The organism is Paucibacter sp. Y2R2-4, assembly GCF_025717535.1.
Classification (GTDB): Bacteria; Pseudomonadota; Gammaproteobacteria; order Burkholderiales; family Burkholderiaceae_C; genus Paucibacter_A.
This window is the reverse complement of sequence record NZ_JAJIRO010000004.1, coordinates 509,192-526,007: the sequence shown is the minus strand read 5'-3', so window position 1 is coordinate 526,007 and position 16,816 is coordinate 509,192. Positions and strand designations below refer to the sequence as shown.

Below are 16,816 nucleotides of genomic sequence, written 5' to 3'. Positions count from 1 at the left end.
ACTAGGGTGTGGAGAGATGGGCGGAGTCGAGTTCAAGTGCGTTGCCAGTCGAGCAGCAGGGCAGGCGACGCGATCACGACCAGCAGCAGGGCGATGGGCAAGGTGGCCGAGAAGCCAAAATGCTTGAAGGCCAAGGCGCCGACCAAGCCGCCGATGAAGAACAAGCCCAAGATGCTCAGATGGATGAATAACTTGTCGCGATTGGCGCGCACGGCCTGGTGTTGATCATCGACGGGGTGACGGTTCCAGTACAACATGCGCCCCAGTTCGAGACCCAGATCGGTGATGACCCCGGTCATGTGGGTGGTGCGAATCTCTGCCTTGGAAATCTTGCTCACTGTGGCGTTCTGCAGACCCATGATGAAGCACAGCAGCAAGACGGCCGTGGGGATCAACAGATGCTCCAGCGATCGCAGATTGGCTCCTACCAAGCCAAAGATCAGCAGCAGGCCCGCTTCCAGCAGCAGTGCCAATGCATATTTGCTGCGCATGCCGCGTCGATGGGCCCAGTTGATCAAGATGGCGGTGCATGCGGCCCCCGCCACAAAGGAGAGCAAGGCGGCGCAGCCCGCCATGGCCATGGCGAAGCCACCGGTGGCCAAGTCATCGGCAATTGAGGAGACGATGCCGGTCATGTGCGAGGTGTAGCGCTGCACTGCCAGGAAACCGCCCGCATTGATGGCGCCGGCCACAAAAGCCAGCAATCCGCCGAGTTGGCGGTTGGCCATCAGGGTGCGTTCATGGCCAGTCAAACCTTGCAGAAATCGGAGGGTCATGGGCGCGGCGTGGGGCTAGGAATGGCACTTCTTTGCCCGGCAGGGGCGAGTTGATGATAGCCCCCGCTGCAGCGCGTCCCCAACGAGGGGCGCGCTGGGCAAGCTCGGGCGTTGAGGCATTGGCTTTGGCAGCAAGCCAGGCGCTCAAGTTCTTGACGGATCCAGCGCCTCAGTCGCTGCTCGAGCGGCGCACGAGCTCCTGCGACGCGCCAGCTCCGATCATCTAGTTGCGCAGAACAAGCGGCATCAAGGTGCCCGTTGCGGAACATTGTGAAAGAGCCGGATGCCGAGCGCCGCCGGCGGCGTAATTCCGCTCCTGTCCCCCGCCGTCGCCTTTCAGGCGCCGGCTCCTCCTTTACCTCGCGGAATCACGCCCCCGACGCCACTCGGCAGTTCCACCGGTGTGCGTCCGCCTCGAGCCCCCAAGTGGCCTGATCTCCTCCCAAACCAAAGACGGCAGAGGGCACATAGCTGGCACCGAGGGCTTGTGGATTGACGTCTCCCATGTAGCGAGAACTGCCGTTCTCAAGGCCAATGGATCGCGTGGAAATTGCTCACCAAGCACAGCGCTAGCCAGTGGCGCACGCTTTTTGGCTTTGTGCCGATTTCGGTCGGCCCGCTGCCGTTTGGCATCAAGACCGGGGAGGGCGATTTTTCTATTCTGAGCGGATCCTAAAAAACCCCCGCGAGGAGACGCATGAACTCGAAGAAACCCAGCCCCAAACTCAGCCGCATTGCCCTAGCCACGGTATCGGCCTGCCTGGCCTTGAGCGGCGGCCCCGCCGCCTATGCGCAAAGCAAGGACGCCGCAGCCGAGACGCAAAACCTGACCCGCGTGACGGTCACAGGCTCGAACATCAAACGCACCGACTTGGAGACCTCGCAGCCGCTGCTGGTTTTGAGCAAGGACGAGATCAAGGCCTCCGGCGCATTGACCGTGGGCGATGTTCTGGCCAATCTGAGCAATAACGATCGCAGCGCCATCAGCGACTTGGGCGGCGCCAACTCCTGGGCCAGCGGCGCCTCGGGCGTGTCACTGCGCAATCTGGGCACCGGCGGCACCTTGACGCTCTTGAACGGGCGCCGCTTGTCCAGCTATGGCTTTGCCGATGGCTTGCAGCTGAACTTCACCAATATCGACGCGATCCCGGCCAACATCATCGAGCGCGTTGAAGTGCTGAAGGATGGCGCCTCGGCCATCTACGGCTCGGACGCCATTGGCGGCGTGATCAACGTCATCACCGTCAAGGACTTCAGCGGTGTTGGCATGCAGCTGAGCGCGCAGCGCAATCTGAAGAACAGCTTCCTGGACGCCGACCAGCAGGCCTCGGTCACCGTGGGCCATGGCAATCTGGCGAGCGATGGCTACAACGCCTACGCGCACTTGGAGGTCTACAAGCGCGGCAGCTACAAGGACAGCGCGGTGCGTGACCTGCTGCCTGACTGGTATCTGGAACAAAACCCCTCGCGCGGACAGCGCTCGGCAGGCTCCTTCCCGGGCAACTACACCGGCAGCTATCCGGCCGACTACAAAGACCCGGCCCTGGCCGGCACGCGCATCAACACGCCGGCCCCAGGCTGCGCGGCTGCAGACCTGATCGGTGGCGTCTGCCAGTACGACTACTGGAAAGACAGCGACGCACGCCCAGCCACCAAGCGAGTGACCCTGCTGGCCGGCGCGCGCATGACCATCAACAAGGACCTGAGCGCTTTTGCTGAGTTCCAGGGCGCCGACATCCAGGCCGACTATTACACCAACGTCCCGCGCAGCAACCCTGGCAGCGTTTCGACTTGGTATGACAGCCTGAAGGGCGAGCTGCAAAGCTTCACCGACCCCAAGCTGCCGGCCAATCACCCGAACAACCCCTATGGCTTCCCCATCGGTTTGAACTACCGTTTTGTGGACCACCCGGACATGTTCAAGAACATCGGCGCTTCGCGCGACTTCCGTGTTTTGGCAGGCCTTGAGGGCTCCGCCTGGGGCTGGGACTTTGACGGCGCGGTGGGCATGATGCAGTCGCACGCCACCCAACGTCAGCACCTCTACAAAGACCGCTTCGGCTACGAAGAAGCCATCACCAGCGGCGCCTACAAATTCGGCCAGACCAACCCGCGTGAGCTGCTGGAAAAGATGTTCCCTGAGATGGGCTCCTCGGGCACTTACACCCAGCAGTTCGCCGATGCCAAGGGCTCGCGCGAGATCGGCAGCCTCTCCGGCGGCCCCATCATGCTGGCGCTCGGCGGCGAACTGCGCCATGAGAAGTTCGAGCACCGCAGCATGGACAACATCTTGCAAGCGCGCATCGTCGGCTTCTCCGGCGTGGACATCTCCGGCAAGCGCGATGTCGGCGCCTTGTTCGGCGAGGTGAACCTGCCCTTCACCAAGCAGATCGAAGCGACGCTGGCCCTGCGCGGCGATAAGGTCTTCAATGGCTTTGGCGCGGTCACGCCCAAGATGCAGCTGGCCTGGCGCCCGATGCGCGAGCTGATGCTGCGCGGCACGGTCACCCAAGGCTTCCGCGCGCCCAGCCTGCCCGAGACCGGCAATGGCGGCGCCTCTTGGTTCAACAACGGTTATCTGGACCCGAAGCGTTGCGACACCGCCAAGCAAATGCAAGCGGTGCTCAAAACCGGCAATGCCAGCGACAAGCTCGATGCCACCGAGGTTTACAACTCAGGCTGCTCGGTCAGCTTCCCTTCGGCCATCACCCCGAACCCGAACTTGAAGCCCGAGTCGTCCAGTAACTTCTCCTTCGGCATCGTCACCCAGCCGATCGAGAACATCAGCTTCACGCTGGACTACTACAACATCCAGCGCAAGGACGAAATCGGCGTGCGCGATGTCAACGAAGTCTTGGCCAATGAAGACGCCAACCCCAGCCTGCTGCCGCGTGACACCGTTTCGGCCCGCGACAAAGACCTGGCCAAGCGGGTCAAAGAGCTCTCGGGCAAGGACATCGGCTTTGCCGTCGGTTCGGTGCGTTCGCTGGGCCTGCAGTACCAGAACATGAACAAGACCAAGGTCTCGGGCCTGGATCTGGACCTGCGCAGCCGCTGGAAGCTGGGCGCTTGGGGTCAGCTGGACGCGGGCATCGAAGCCAACTACCAGATCGATGCACGCTACTGGGACAGCACCAAGCAGGACTACACCGAGAACCGCGTCGGCTACCGGGGCACGCCGCGTCTGCATGCGATCTACAAGATCAACTGGGGCATCGCCGATTGGAAGTTGGGCGCGCGTCTTAACCAGTATTCCGGCACCCGTTTGAGTGCTGCTGAATGGGACACTGACAACAGCATCGAAGGCTGCGCCGACCGTGGCGTGGAAGAGGCCGACTGCCGTATCAAGCCCTGGCTCAGCACCGATCTGTGGCTGCAGTACAGCGGCTTCAAGAACTTCACCGTGTCCGCCAATCTGCTGAACGCCTTTGATCAAGCGCCTTTGGTGGAACTGCGCCCTGGCTCTTCGCTGCCGCTGGGCGGCCGGGTCTTGAAGCTGAACCTGGAGGCGCGTTTCTGATGTGGGGCGCCAGACCGGTGCTGCGTGCGCTTGCCGCGGCCATATTGCTGCAGGCCGGTCTGTGCTCAGCACAGGCCGAGGACCCCTATCTTTGGTTGGAAGAGGTGCAGGGCGAGCGGGCGCTGCGCTGGGTGCAGGGCCAGAACGAGGCCAGCCTGGCGGCGCTGCAGAGCGGCCCTCAGTCTGCGGCCTTGAGCCAGAGCTTTGCCGAGGTCTTGGCCTCGCCCAAGCGCCTGGCTTATGCGCAGCAGATGGGCGGCTACCTTTACAACTTCTGGCGTGATGCAGCCCATCCGCGCGGCTTGTGGCGGCGCACCACCTTGGCCTCTTATCGCAGTGACACACCGCGCTGGGAGACGGTGCTGGATGTGGATCAGTTGAGTCGGGAGGAGGGCGCGCCCTGGGTCTGGGGCGGGGCGACTTGCCTGGTTCCCCAGACCCAGCGCTGCTTGCTCACCCTCAGCCGCGGTGGCGGTGACGCCCATGTGCTGCGCGAGTTTGATCTGGGTACGCGCCGCTTTGTGGCGGCTGCGTCGGGCGGCTTCAGCCTGCCTGAGGCCAAGGGCACGGCTGCCTGGGTGGACCGCGACACCCTCAGCGTGGCCACGGACTTTGGCCCCGGCAGCATGACGGACTCGGGCTACCCGCGCCAAGTGAAACTCTGGAAGCGCGGCCAGCCTTTGGCGCAGGCGCGGCTGCTCTTCGAGGCGGCGCCGCAGGACGTCAGCGTTTGGACCTGGGCCGAACAGATCGGCAAAGCGCGCGTCCACATGATCGAACGCCGCACCAGCTTCTTTGCCGGCGAGCAGCATGTCTTGCAAAAAGACGGTCGCCTGCTGGCTCTGAGCAAGCCGGCTGATGCCAGCATGAGCCCCTTTGCTGACCAGTGGCTGATCGAATTGCGCTCCGATTGGGAGTTAGGCGGTAAGACTCATGCGGCCGGGTCGCTCTTGGCGATTTCGCGCGCCGACTGGTCGGCGGGCAAGCGTGAGTTCCACACCTTGTTCAGCCCCAGGCCGCGCAGCTCGCTGCAAAGCCACGTGGCGACGCGCAGCGCGGTGCTGGGTGTGCGCATGGATGAAGCGCGCCAGCAATTGCTGCAGTGGCGCTATCTCAAGGGGCAGTGGCAAGAGACGCTATTGCCGGCCGGTGATTTGGGCAGCTTGAGCGTGAGCGCTCTGGCTGGCCAGGACGCTGACCACTACCTGCTGACCCGCAGCGACTTCCTCACCCCGGCGCGGCTGGAGCTGGGCGAAGTGGGCCGGGCCGAGCGCCAGCTCTTGCAGGCCATGCCCGAGTTCTTTGATGCCAGCACGCATGAGGTGCAGCAGCTGCAGGCGCGCTCCAAGGACGGCACGGCCGTGCCTTACTTCATCGTCAAGCCGCGCGGCAACTTGCCCAAGGACGGCGCGCCGACGCTGCTCTACGGTTACGGCGGCTTCGAGATCTCGATGAAGCCCAGCTACAGCGGCATCCTGGGCCGCGGCTGGTTGTCGCAGGGTGGGGTGTACGTGCTGGCCAATCTGCGCGGCGGCGGCGAGTTTGGCCCGCGCTGGCATCAGTCGGCCCAGCGCGAGAATCGCCAGCGCAGCTTTGACGACTTCATCGCGGTGGCCGAAGACCTGATCCAGCGCGGCATCACCCGCCCGGCGCGTCTGGGCATCATGGGTGGCAGCCTGGGCGGCTTGCTGACTTCGGTGGCTTTTGTGCAGCGGCCCGAGCTGTTTGGCGCGGTGGTCAGCCAGGTGCCGCTGACCGATATGCGGCGCTATCACCGCATGCTGGCCGGGGCCTCTTGGATCGAGGAATACGGCAACCCCGACATCCCCGAACAGTGGGACACCATCTCTCGCTACTCGCCCTATCAGAACGCCAGTGCCGGCAAACCCTATCCTAAGGTGCTCTACACCAGCTCCACCCTGGACGACCGGGTGCACCCCGGCCACGCCCGCAAGATGGTCGCGCGGCTGCAGGAATTGGGTCAGCCGGTGCTGTACTGGGAGAACCGCGAAGGCGGCCATGCGGGGGCTTCGACGCCAGCGCAGCAGGCGCAACTCTGGGCGCTCAGCTATGGCTTTTTGCGTGAGCAGTTGATGGGCCCCAAGCCCGTCCCTGCATCACCGTAAATAAGGCGTTATGGAAGTGAGGCCATCAGGCCGCGGCGCGCCAATGTTCGTCGTTGGGCTGATAGTCTTGCTGACTGCCTTGCTGAAGACGTCGGTATTGCGAGGGCGTCAGGCTGGTGGTGGCCTTGAACTGGCGGGTGAAGGCGCTTTGGTCGCTGTAGCCGCATTGCATGGCGATGGCCGCCACGCTCAAATCCGGCGCTTCAACCAAGAGGCGGCGCGCCGCGTCCAGGCGCGCTTGCAGCAACATCTCGCGCGGGCTGAGGTGAAAGATGCGTTGGAACAGATGCTCGACCCGGTCCAGCGTCAGCCCGGCCGCGCGCGCCCAGTCGCCCAGATGCAGGGGCTGGTCAAAGTGACGCCGAATCTGCTCGGCCAGCTCGGCAATCTGGCCATAGACCGGATGGCTTTGGTCGGGCCGCCCCAGGTCGCGTGAAATGCCGGCCACGCCAAGCACTTCGCCGGGGCGCTCGCCTTGGGGTTCATCCCGCAGAGGCAGCTTGTGGGTCAGGCACCAACCGGCGCCGCCATCGGCATAGAGATGCAACTCCAGGTGGCGCTGCATGGCGGTGCCGCTGCTGATGACGCTGCGGTCTTGCACCCAGAAGGCCTCACCCATGGCGCCGGGAAAAATCTCTTTGGAGGTGCGCCCGAGTAGCGCCTGCTTGGAGCGCTGGGCGCTGCGCCGCACCAGCGTCTGGTTGACGCGCAAGTAGCGGCCGTCGCGGTCTTTGACGAAAAACACCACATCGGGCAGCGGGTCGAACAAGGCCTCGACCACGCTCAGCTCGCACAGGCGCAGGGCATCGGTTTGCATGGCGACTTTTTTCTTCTTCAATCCTTGGGGCAGGGGAAGGGACGAGGCGGGTCAACAAGCGCGTCAAATTCTGACGCTTGGGGTGACCGTTGCAGAGGCTGGGGTCGCCGACTCTGCAATTCCGACGCGACCTCATGAGGCGTTTCAGATTGGCACCGAAATTGAGTATATGTTTAATATATCAGTGCCAAATTGGGGTTTCCCAGGCCTTTGTTTGGCCTTGCGGGCCAGTGACGACTCCGATTCAGAGCCAGCGGCGGGTGCGCTGCAGATAGGCTTCAAAGGGGGCGCCGAGGCCGAGCCGCAAAGCCCGCTCTTCGGGTTTGATCTGGAACTGCGTGAGGTAGACGCAAAAGGCTGGTAAGCAGAGCAGCGCCACCAATGAGTCCAGGGCAAGCAGCAGCGCAGCCAGCAGCAAGGCCATGCCTAGATACATGGGGTTGCGGCTCAGTCGGTAGATGCCTGAGCTGACCACCGCACTGGCGCGTTCCGGCTGCAGCGGGTTTACCGTCGTCTTGGCCTGGCGAAAGGCCCAGACCCCGGCCAGCGCAAAGCCGACGCCTAGCAGGGCCAAGGCGCCAGCCGCGAGGCCTTGGCCGGGGAAATTGAAATGGAGGCTGGAAGGTGCGTCGGGCAACAGTGCCGACAAGCCCAGTGCAAGTGCGGCGAAAAGCAGCAGCACCACGAGCGGTGGCAGCTTCAATTCCAGGGCGCGCATGGTCGGTTTAGTGCGAATGACCGTGGCCGTGGTCATGCCCGTGATCATGTCCGTGAGCAGCCGCTGGCGCCTCGCCCTGCAACTCGGCCCGTGCCTGCTTCAGAATCTGCCAGCCGCCACGCAGGGCCAGGCTGGCCATGATGCCGGCCACCAGCAGGTCGGGCCAGGCGCTGCCGGTGCCGAAAACGCCGAGTGCGGCGGCCATCACCGCGATATTGCCGATGGCGTCATTGCGCGTGCACAACCAGACGCTGCGCATATTGGCGTCGCCCTCGCGGAAGGCATACAGCACCCAAGCGGCCAGCAGATTGGCGCTCAATGCCAGGACCGCGACCACGCCCATGGTGGCGGCCTCGGGCGGTACGCCGGTCTTCAAATTCCACAAGGCCTTGGCCAAGACAAAGCCGCCCATGCCCAGCATGCAGGCCGCCTTGAACAGCGCAGCGCGGGCGCGCCACACCAGCGCCGCCGACAAAACCGCCAGCGAAACGCCGTAATTGATGGCGTCGCCGGCAAAGTCCACCGCATCGGCCAGCAAAGACAGCGAACCGCTTTGGCCACCGGCCAGCACCTCCACCACAAACATGGCGAGGTTCAGCCCCAGCGCGATCCAGAGGGCGCGGCGATAGCGCGGTAGGTTCTGAATGGTGGAGACGGCGGGGGTGTCGTGATTGCAGCAGTGGGCGGACATGGTGAGCGGGCTTTCCAAACATCGATGTCGGTATTGGAAAGCCTGTAGCTACACCAGAGTCAAGCGCCGCTCATTTGGAAATCACCGAGGTGAATCCGGTGACCTATTTCGCCGTTTGCGAAGCTGCCGGCGGCCTGATGGGCAGGGGTGCGGTCGGTCCCTTCAAGCGCAATGCTTGCTCCTGCTCGCGCTGCTTCGTTCTTTGCTGCGCAATGCGGTCGCCCTCGAAGGGGTCGGCCGCGCTGTGCATATCCTCGGCGCGGCGGCGGGCATCGGCAGCGCCGGACAAATTGCTTTGCGCGGCTTGCGAGCGGCGGCTGATCTCCCAGTCCGCCGCGCTGTAGCGGCCCTGGCCTTTGCGGCATTGGCGGGCGCGGCGAATCTCGTCTTGCATAAAGGCCTTGGCCTCGGGCTCCAGGGTGATGGAGCTGGCACGGGTTTCCATGGCTGCCAATTCGGCCTCGGAGGGGCAAATGCTGGCCAGGGTGGCGGTGGGCGGCGCTGCCATGTCCGCTCTTTCGCTGGCTGCTGCATCCTTGCTGGGCAGGATACGGCTGGTGGTGTCCACCACATTGCCCTGCAACTGGCGTGCGCGCATTGGCTCACCCTGGCTTTGGCAAGGTTGGTCGGAGTATTTGATTTCTTTGCCGACCTGGCATTTCCAGACCTCGGCCGACTGAGCGCTGCCGGCCGCCAGCCCAAGCCCTAGGCAGAAGCAAAGCAGGGGCTGGATGCGAGCGACTGGTCGGAGGCTGAGCATAGGAACTCTCTGAAAGAGGTCGACGGGAGAGGAGGGCAGATCGAAACAACGGCGCGCTCCTAGACCGCGTTGACCCGGGGCCGCACGCCAGCCAGGAGTCAAGTTGGAACTCAGGGCGGCGCCAGGCTGGGATGCTTGTCCTCCGCGCCATGGCAGGCGCAAGCTTCTCCGTGCGCCGCCGCCACCAGTTCGGCCAAGATGCCGCAGCCCTGGTCTTGGTGTTGTTCATGGTGGCCGTCACAGCGAGCCTTCAGCGACACCAGCTGTTGCTCCAAGGCGCGCATGCTGGCCAGGCGCGCGCGCACCCGGGCCAGCTGCGCGTCCACCAGGCCGTCCACAGCAGCGAGCTGGGCGGCATCGCGGCTGTTCAAGCTGTTCAGCAGCAGGCCGATGTCGGCCAGGGAGATGTCGAGCGCGCGGCAATGGCGGATGAAGGCCAGACGCTCCAGATGCGCTTGGGCGTAGTCGCGGTAGCCGTTGTCGCTGCGCGAAGGGCCGGGCAACAAGCCGCTCTTTTCATAAAAGCGGATGGTTTCGATGTCGACGCCGGTGGCGCGACTGAGGGCTCCGATGCGCAAGGGGCAGATCCTTTGTGTTGGCCTTGAGAGCAGGTGCTTTGAGCATAACCCTGCCCACCAGGGTATGACGAATGGCACCCGTCGGTTCGAATGGCACTGGTGGGAACCCGAACAAGGCCCGCCGGCCTGGCCGGTGACAATACGGCCCGCAGCCGCCGGAGTACCCCTCTTGGCGGCTTGTCCTTTGTGGCGGGCTTGAGGGAAGCAAGGCGCAAGGGCATTCATCCAACAAGTCAGATCACGGAGAGTCGTTTGAACAAAATTCAAACCTCGGGGCCCAACACCATCCTCGGCCACCCGAACAGCCTGTTTGTCCTGTTCTTCACAGAGATGTGGGAACGCTTTTCTTACTACGGCATGCGCGCCTTGTTGGTGCTCTTCCTGATCTCAGAAACCGCCAAAGGCGGCTGGGGCTGGAGCCGCGCTGACGCCACCTCGCTGTACGCCTGGTACACCATGCTGGTGTACTTCACCCCCATCTTGGGCGGCTACCTGGCTGACCGTTTCTTGGGCACGCGTCGCGCAGTTCTGCTGGGTGGGTTCATCATCGCCGCCGGCCACATCTCGCTGTTCCTGGAGACCATTCCTTCGTTCTACCTGGGCTTGGCTCTGGTGATTGCCGGCACCGGCATGTTCAAGCCGAACATTTCGGCCATCGTCGGCCAGCTCTACAACAAAGAAAACGAAGGCGGCCGTGACGGCGGCTACACCTTGTTCTATATGGGCGTGAACGCCGGGGCCTTCTTCGGCATCTCGCTGTGCGGCTATATCGGTGAAAAGGTGTCTTGGAATCTGGGCTTTGGTCTGGCCGGTGTCTTCATGATTCTGGGCGCCCTGCAGTTCTTTTTCAGCCAGAAGGTGTTTGGCGACATTGGCACCGCGCCGAGCAAGGAAAAGACCGCTGCTGCCCAGGCCGTTGACGACACGCCAGCCCATGTGGTGGCCGATCGCCTGAAGGCCGTCTTTGTGTTCGCTTTCTTCACCATCTTCTTCTGGTTCGCCTTCGAGCAGGCCGGTGGCTCCATGACCATTTTCGCGGCCGACTACACCGACCGTACCCTGGTCGGCACCAGCGGCCTGGTCTTCAAGGTCATCAATTCGTTGATGACGGTGATCCCGGCGGCCGTGCTGAGCTGGTTGCTGTTCCAACTGCACCGCGCCACCGGCAAGAGCCTGTGGTTGGGTAATTTGCTGCTGGTGCTGGCCTTCGCCCTGATCTGGGGCTTGGTGATCTGGATGCTGGGCCGCGAGTTCGCCATGGACCAAAGCGAAGTGCCGGCCACCTGGTTTGGCGTGCTGAACTCCTTCTTCATCGTGATCTTGGCGCCGGCCTTTTCCAAGCTCTGGGAGAAGCACTGGAACCCGAGTGGCCCGGTCAAGTTCGGCGTCGGCTTGGTGCTGCTGGGTCTGGGCTTTGCCGCCCTGGCTTTCGGCGCGGCGGGCATTCCTTCGGGCGCCAAGACCGCCCAGGTCAGCATGCTCTTCCTGTGCTTGGCCTATCTGCTGCACACCATGGGTGAGTTGTGCGTGTCGCCGGTGGGCCTGTCCTACATCTCCAAGCTTGCGCCTGCGCGCCTGCTGGGCCTAATGTTCGGTGTTTGGTTCCTGAACTCGGCCATCGCCAACTTCATCGGCGGCAAGACCGGCGCCTACATCGACTACATCTCTTCGACGTATTCGATGTCCACCTTCTTCCTGATCTTCACCGTGATCCCGGCCTCTGCCGGTTTGGTGCTGATGGCGCTCTCGCCTTGGATGAAGAAAAAGATGCACGGCGTGCATTGAGCGACAGCAATTCAAGCGCTCAAAGCTGCGATCAAGGCCCTGCAATGCAGGGCCTTTTTTGTTCTGTCCAAGACAAATAGCTTTAGGCAAACTTCTTGTGAAATTTTCACAAGAAAGCTGAACAGAATTCACGACCCTGGCAGGCGGGCTTTGACTACGCTTCGCGAGCGCGGTTTTTTGCGCCTTGCAAGGAGACTCGAGATGCGGCCCTCTGCGCTACCAACTGACGACGTAACAGTGAACCTGAGCGGTCCGATCGAGCGTCGGCAGGCCGAGTCTTTGAGTCGGCATTGGATGAGCCTGGTGCTGGATGAACTGGACTTCGGCGTGCTGCTCTTGAACCATGCCGGCCGTGTCTTGCACTGCAATCTGCTGGCGCGGCGCGAGTTGGGGGCGGGCCATCCGCTGGAACTCAGCGGCAATCAACTGCGTTGCCGTCGGCCTGAGGACGCCGCCCCTTTGGCGGAAGCGATGCGCTCGGCAGAGGCGCAAGGCCGACGTTGCCTTTTGCGCGTGGGTGAGGGCGACGCCGCCATCAATGTAGTGGTGGTGCCGCTCAATCGTGATGTCAGCAAGGCGGCGGTTCTCTTGATTCTGGAGCGGCGCGAGTTGTGCGGTGAGTTGGCGGCGCAGTGGTTCGCCCTCCAACATGGGCTGACGCCGAGCGAGACCGCCGTCTTGAAGGCGCTGAGTGCTGGCGTTAGGCCTAACTTTGTCGCTGAGCAGCAAGGGGTGGCCATTTCTACGGTGCGGACGCAGATTCAAAGCATACGAGCCAAGTCCGGCGCCGACAGCATCGCCGAGCTACTACATCAGCTGGCCAAGCTGCCACCCCTAGTTTCTACCCTCCGAATGGAGGGGGTCGTCAATAAAGTCGCGTTGACACCGCCCTAAGTCACAAACGCTCTCGTACCATTCAAGCTTTTGATCCTTGCCCACAGTGGCAGACTGCGCCTGAATGGATACCGAAACTCCCGTCACAGTACTTGCGACCGATCCCGACTTGGCTGCCTTGCCGCAGCAACTGCGTCTCTTGGCCGAACGTGGCATCGCGCGCAGCTATCGGCGTGGCACTGTCCTGATCGAAGAAGGCACGCAGGGCGACTGCTTGTACTTGGTGCTGTCCGGCAGCTTGCGGGTCTATGGCTGCGATGCCCGCGGCCGTGAGGTCACTTACGGGATTTACGGCGCCGGTGAGTACGTGGGCGAAATGAGTTTGGACGGCGGTGCGCGCTCCGCCAGCGTCATCACCGAAGAAGCCTCGCGCTGCGTGATGCTGGCCCGCAGCAGCTTGCTGGCTCATATCGCCGAACACCCAGAGTTTGCCTTCGAGCTCTTGACCAAGGTGATTCGGCGCGCCCGCGCGGCCACCTTGTCGACCAAACAACTGGCCTTGAACGATGTCTATGGCCGCTTGCGCTCGCTGTTAGAAACCGCGTCCGAAGCGGGCGCCGACATCCTCTTGACCCATCAGGCCATGGCCCAGCGGCTGGGTTGTTCGCGCGAAATGGTCTCCAAGCTGGTCAAAGACTTGGAGCTGGGCGGCTATTTGGTGCGCGTGGCTAACGGTCGTTATCAGCGGCTCAAGTCGCTGCCGGCACGTTGGTGATTCGCCGGCAGCGATAAACCTAACTGCTACGGCGCACGGGCAGGGGCGGCGCTGGATCAAAGCGCTGCGAGGGTTTTTCGGCGCGGGCATAGAGCCCTTCGACCTTGGGCAGATTGGCCTGAATGTCTTGGATGCGGGTCTTGCCGGCGGGGTGGGTGGATAGCCATTGCGGAGGCGCGCCCTTGGAGGCCGCCCCCATCTTCTGCCACAGGCTGATGCCGGCCGCCGGGTCGTAGCCGGCACGAGCGGCCAACTCCATGCCGACCAAATCAGCCTCGCTTTCATCTTCGCGACTGAAAGTGAGGGTGAGCAGTTGCCCGCTCATATTCAACACCGCGTCGCCCACATTGCCCAGGCCCAGCAGGCTGGACAGGGCGCCAGCGCCCAAGCGGGTGGCATTGGTCTTGGCCAGACGCTCGCGGGCATGTTCGCGCAGCGCATGGGCCACCTCGTGCCCCATGATGGTGGCGACCTCGTCGTCGCTCAGCTTGAGCTTTTCGAGAATGCCGTAGAAGAAAGCAATCTTGCCGCCCGGCATGCAAAAGGCGTTCAGCTGCGGGTCGGCAATCAGATTGACCTCCCAACGCCATTGTTTGGCGCGTGGATTCCAGGCCAGCGCATGCGGAATGATGCGCTCGGCAATGCTGCGCAGGCGGATCAGCTGCGGATGCTTGGCCGGCGCCAGCGCACCTTGCTGCTGGGCTTTTTGCATCATGGCCGCATAGTTCTGGGCGCCGGAGCGTTCAATGCCTTCGGGCGAGACGAACTGCGCCAGCATGCTGGTCTTGCCGACTTCCACGCCTTCACGGCCCCAGGCGGGCACCATCGCCGGGCCTAAAGCGACGGCGCCGAGCAAGCCGGTGAACAGTCGACGCGAGGATTTGAAGCCGCCCGTGCTGGCCTTGGCTTGCGGCGCTTGGCAGCAAAGACAGCGGCCAAAGCCGCCATCGTGCGCGAAGGCTGGCTCATTGGCCGAACAGGCGCTTGGGTAGGCAAAAGAATCTGGATGCATGGCGAGGAAACAAAAAAAGCGCGCTTCAAAACGTGTCCCGCTATTCTGAGGCCAGATGATGAAAGCCTTTCTGGCGGGCGGCGTCTTGCCCCCGCAGCCTGTGCCGACATTGGCTTTGACTGACAATGCCGCATGCCGAATTCTTCCGCCCCTGCCGTTCCCGTTTCTTCAGCCCAAGACAGCCAGCGTTTCCGCCAGGCCTTGGGCATGTTCGCCACCGGGGTGACCATCGTCACCGCGCGTGCGCCGGATGGCAGCTTGGTGGGCTTGACGGCCAATTCCTTCAATTCGGTGTCGCTCAATCCACAGCTGGTCTTGTGGAGCTTGGGTCAAAAGGCTGGGTCGATGCCGGTCTTCAGCCGCGGCTCACATTACGCTATCAACATTCTGGCCGCCGATCAAAAAGCGCTGGCACAACGCTTTGCCACACGCGATATCGATCGCTTCGCCGGTGTGGCCTGGCAAGAGGGCGCGGGTGGCGCGCCTGTCTTGGACGGCGTGGCGGCGGTGTTTGAATGCGCCAATCGCAGTCAGTACGAAGAAGGCGACCATGTCATCTTTGTCGGTGAAGTAGAGGCCTGCAGCTGGCGTGAGGGCGCGCAGCCCTTGATCTTTCACGGTGGACGCTATTACACCGAGCTGCCTTTGTAAGCCCAGCAGGCGCACCCCAGGCAAAACCTGACCCTATGGCCCCAGCAAGGCCATTGCGCCTTGCCTCCACTTCGCTAAGATGGCCCCGACCTTGGGTGCTTGGGCTTATCGACGTGCCAAGCCCCAGTTGACGAAAAGGGGGCAGGGGATGTCCGTGAGCTGGCTTCAAAGCGCTGCGCTGGTGTTGCTGAGCGCCTGCGCCTTTACTTGCACAGGCGCCTGGGCGCAGTCATCCAGCGCGACCGACGCTGGTGCAACCGTCCATCTGGTCACCGAGACCAGCCCCTATGTTTACGCCGAAGGCGGCAAGGTGGCCGGGCCGGCCACCGAGATACTGGAGCGGGTGATGAGCGCTTCCGGGGTCGAAGCCTATGACATCAAGCTCTACCCCTGGGCACGCGCCTACGACCTGGCCCTCAAACAAGCCAATGTGCTGATCTACTTGATTGCTCGCACACCGGAGCGCGAGAGCCGCTTCAAATGGGTGGGCGAGATGCTGCGCCTGGAGTTTGATTTTTACCGTTTGAAATCGCGTCAGGACATCCAGTTGCAACGATTCGGCGATGCGCAGGCATACAGAATCGGGGTCTCCAGAGACGACTTTCGGCATCAGTTTTTGAGCCGCAAGGGCTTTACCAAGCTCTTGGTCGAGCCGCAGTCCCTCGACAACTTTCGCCAGCTGCTGAGTCAGCGCGTCGATCTGGTCGTCATGACCGAAACCGATGTCAACAGCTACTGCAAGCAACTGAGCGTGGACTGCGCCCAGGTCGAGCGGGTCCACCGCATTGAAGAACTGTCCTCTACTTTGTACGCCGCCTTCAGCCTGAGCACGCCGGATGAAACCGTTGAGCGTGTGCGGCGCGGCTTTGAAAAGGTCAAGGCCAGTGGCAAGGCCAAGCTTTGATGTGGCCGGGCAAGAAGAACGAGCCTGAGCTGGGCCGGGCATGATGAGGAGGCAGATCGATGCGCAGCGATAGGCGGCAGTTGATGTTGGCCGGCCTGGCTTTGGCGGCGGGGCCGGGCCGGGCAGCCCCGGCTTTGCGCATCGTGAGCGAGGAGGCGCCGCCCTTCAATTACACCGAGAACGGCACGCCCATGGGCTTGTGCACGGAGCTGGTGCAGGCGGTCTTGAAGGAGCTGCAGCTCCATGTGCCGATCGAAACCTTGCCTTGGGCGCGCGCTTATGACGTGGCTCAGCACAGCAGCCATGTTTTGATTTACTCGATTGCCCGCACCGATCAGCGCGAGCATCTGTTCAAGTGGGTGGGCTTGTTGACCCAGGCCGACTACAGCTTGTTTGCCCTGGCCAGTCGAGGGCTGAAGCTGAACCAGCTCTCGGACGCTTTGCAGCTGCAAACCGCGACGGTGAACGCCGATGTGGCCGAGCAGTTCTTGGAGGAGCGAGGCTTCGTCAAAGGCCGGCATTTGCAGTCAGGCTCGCGCAATGAGTTGAACCTTGAGAAGCTGCGTCAGCGCCGAGTGGATTTGTGGATCACCGCCGACGTGATGGCCAGGCACCTGGCCCGCCAGGCCGGGCAGGACTCCCAGCGATTGTTGGTTCGCGCCCTGCCTTTGCCCGAGCTGAATGTGTCTTTCTACATGGCTTTCGGTCAGGCCACGCCAGATGATCAAGTCGAGCTGTTCCGCCGTGGACTGGAGGCCATCAAGCGCAATGGCCAGTACGAGCAGATTCGCCGGAAGTGGCAAGGCAGCAGCCGCGATGCAGCCGAGCCACTTGCGAGCTGAGCCCAGCGGCCACCGGAAACTTGAGCG

Annotated in this window: 15 protein-coding genes; 8 read left to right on the top strand and 7 right to left on the bottom strand. The window is 62.9% G+C overall.

Annotated elements, in window-relative coordinates; translation table 11 throughout:
* Positions 1–32: 32 nt before the first annotated feature.
* On the bottom strand, positions 33–776 hold the full coding sequence (locus tag LNV06_RS17415) for a YoaK family protein (protein ID WP_263539567.1): 744 nt from the start codon (positions 774–776) through the stop codon (positions 33–35).
* 697 nt (positions 777–1,473) lie between these two features.
* Here LNV06_RS17415 and LNV06_RS17410 point away from each other — a divergent pair.
* Entirely contained in the window at positions 1,474–4,296 is a 2,823-nt protein-coding gene (locus tag LNV06_RS17410) for a TonB-dependent receptor plug domain-containing protein (protein WP_263539566.1), read from the top strand.
* A complete protein-coding gene (locus tag LNV06_RS17405) occupies positions 4,296–6,422 on the top strand; it encodes a prolyl oligopeptidase family serine peptidase (RefSeq protein WP_263539565.1) in 2,127 nt (708 codons plus the stop codon). The genes LNV06_RS17410 and LNV06_RS17405 overlap by 1 nt, the downstream gene beginning before the upstream one ends.
* Before the next feature lie 25 nt (positions 6,423–6,447).
* Here LNV06_RS17405 and LNV06_RS17400 read toward each other — a convergent pair whose 3' ends face one another.
* The 5 genes from LNV06_RS17400 to LNV06_RS17380 form a co-directional block, all read right to left on the bottom strand.
* Positions 6,448–7,239, bottom strand: a complete 792-nt coding sequence (locus LNV06_RS17400) for an AraC family transcriptional regulator (protein WP_263539564.1) — start codon at positions 7,237–7,239, stop codon at positions 6,448–6,450.
* A gap of 244 nt (positions 7,240–7,483) precedes the next feature.
* Positions 7,484–7,993, bottom strand: a complete 510-nt coding sequence (locus tag LNV06_RS17395) for a methyltransferase family protein (RefSeq protein ID WP_263539563.1) — start codon at positions 7,991–7,993, stop codon at positions 7,484–7,486.
* On the bottom strand, positions 7,965–8,648 hold the full coding sequence (locus tag LNV06_RS17390) for a cation diffusion facilitator family transporter (RefSeq protein WP_263539562.1): 684 nt from the start codon (positions 8,646–8,648) through the stop codon (positions 7,965–7,967). The genes LNV06_RS17395 and LNV06_RS17390 overlap by 29 nt, the downstream gene beginning before the upstream one ends.
* 103 nt (positions 8,649–8,751) lie before the next feature.
* Positions 8,752–9,408: a hypothetical protein gene (locus LNV06_RS17385; protein WP_263539561.1), complete on the bottom strand. Its 657-nt coding sequence runs from the start codon at positions 9,406–9,408 to the stop codon at positions 8,752–8,754.
* 110 nt (positions 9,409–9,518) lie between these two features.
* Positions 9,519–9,986, bottom strand: a complete 468-nt coding sequence (locus tag LNV06_RS17380; protein ID WP_263539560.1) for a Cd(II)/Pb(II)-responsive transcriptional regulator — start codon at positions 9,984–9,986, stop codon at positions 9,519–9,521.
* A gap of 252 nt (positions 9,987–10,238) precedes the next feature.
* On the opposite strand from LNV06_RS17380, the gene LNV06_RS17375 reads away from it, so the two are divergent.
* From LNV06_RS17375 to LNV06_RS17365, 3 genes are all read left to right on the top strand, one after another.
* Positions 10,239–11,771, top strand: coding sequence for a peptide MFS transporter (locus LNV06_RS17375; RefSeq protein ID WP_263539559.1), 1,533 nt, complete (start codon positions 10,239–10,241; stop codon positions 11,769–11,771).
* A 237-nt stretch (positions 11,772–12,008) separates the two neighbouring features.
* The gene (locus LNV06_RS17370) at positions 12,009–12,665 is read left to right on the top strand and encodes a helix-turn-helix transcriptional regulator (protein ID WP_263539558.1); all 657 of its coding nucleotides are present in this window, start codon (positions 12,009–12,011) and stop codon (positions 12,663–12,665) included.
* A 64-nt stretch (positions 12,666–12,729) separates the two neighbouring features.
* Positions 12,730–13,380 carry a Crp/Fnr family transcriptional regulator gene (locus LNV06_RS17365; protein WP_263539557.1) on the top strand — a complete coding sequence of 217 codons (651 nt, stop codon included), beginning with the start codon at positions 12,730–12,732 and terminating at the stop codon, positions 13,378–13,380.
* A 19-nt stretch (positions 13,381–13,399) separates the two neighbouring features.
* Here LNV06_RS17365 and LNV06_RS17360 read toward each other — a convergent pair whose 3' ends face one another.
* On the bottom strand, positions 13,400–14,392 hold the full coding sequence (locus LNV06_RS17360) for a M48 family metallopeptidase (protein ID WP_263539556.1): 993 nt from the start codon (positions 14,390–14,392) through the stop codon (positions 13,400–13,402).
* Between the two features lie 132 nt (positions 14,393–14,524).
* Here LNV06_RS17360 and LNV06_RS17355 point away from each other — a divergent pair, with 132 nt between their 5' ends.
* The 3 genes from LNV06_RS17355 to LNV06_RS17345 all read left to right on the top strand — a co-directional run bounded on the left by LNV06_RS17355 (position 14,525) and on the right by LNV06_RS17345 (position 16,789).
* Positions 14,525–15,043, top strand: coding sequence for a flavin reductase family protein (locus tag LNV06_RS17355; RefSeq protein WP_263539555.1), 519 nt, complete (start codon positions 14,525–14,527; stop codon positions 15,041–15,043).
* Positions 15,044–15,197: 154 nt separating this feature from the next.
* Positions 15,198–15,947 carry a substrate-binding periplasmic protein gene (locus tag LNV06_RS17350; protein ID WP_263539554.1) on the top strand — a complete coding sequence of 250 codons (750 nt, stop codon included), beginning with the start codon at positions 15,198–15,200 and terminating at the stop codon, positions 15,945–15,947.
* Between the two features lie 59 nt (positions 15,948–16,006).
* Entirely contained in the window at positions 16,007–16,789 is a 783-nt protein-coding gene (locus LNV06_RS17345; protein WP_263539553.1) for a substrate-binding periplasmic protein, read from the top strand.
* Positions 16,790–16,816 lie beyond the last annotated feature (27 nt).

Bases quoted from the DNA above. Each gene is read 5' to 3' on its own strand.
- LNV06_RS17365 (WP_263539557.1), top strand. From the start codon at position 12,730: ATGGATACCGAAACTCCCGTCACAGTACTTGCGACCGATCCCGACTTG.
- LNV06_RS17355 (WP_263539555.1), top strand. From the start codon at position 14,525: ATGCCGAATTCTTCCGCCCCTGCCGTTCCCGTTTCTTCAGCCCAAGAC.
- LNV06_RS17410 (WP_263539566.1), top strand. From the start codon at position 1,474: ATGAACTCGAAGAAACCCAGCCCCAAACTCAGCCGCATTGCCCTAGCC.
- LNV06_RS17400 (WP_263539564.1), bottom strand. From the start codon at position 7,239: ATGCAAACCGATGCCCTGCGCCTGTGCGAGCTGAGCGTGGTCGAGGCC.
- LNV06_RS17395 (WP_263539563.1), bottom strand. From the start codon at position 7,993: ATGACCACGGCCACGGTCATTCGCACTAAACCGACCATGCGCGCCCTG.
- LNV06_RS17345 (WP_263539553.1), top strand. From the start codon at position 16,007: ATGCGCAGCGATAGGCGGCAGTTGATGTTGGCCGGCCTGGCTTTGGCG.
- LNV06_RS17405 (WP_263539565.1), top strand. From the start codon at position 4,296: ATGTGGGGCGCCAGACCGGTGCTGCGTGCGCTTGCCGCGGCCATATTG.
- LNV06_RS17390 (WP_263539562.1), bottom strand. From the start codon at position 8,648: ATGTCCGCCCACTGCTGCAATCACGACACCCCCGCCGTCTCCACCATT.
- LNV06_RS17415 (WP_263539567.1), bottom strand. From the start codon at position 776: ATGACCCTCCGATTTCTGCAAGGTTTGACTGGCCATGAACGCACCCTG.
- LNV06_RS17385 (WP_263539561.1), bottom strand. From the start codon at position 9,408: ATGCTCAGCCTCCGACCAGTCGCTCGCATCCAGCCCCTGCTTTGCTTC.
- LNV06_RS17360 (WP_263539556.1), bottom strand. From the start codon at position 14,392: ATGCATCCAGATTCTTTTGCCTACCCAAGCGCCTGTTCGGCCAATGAG.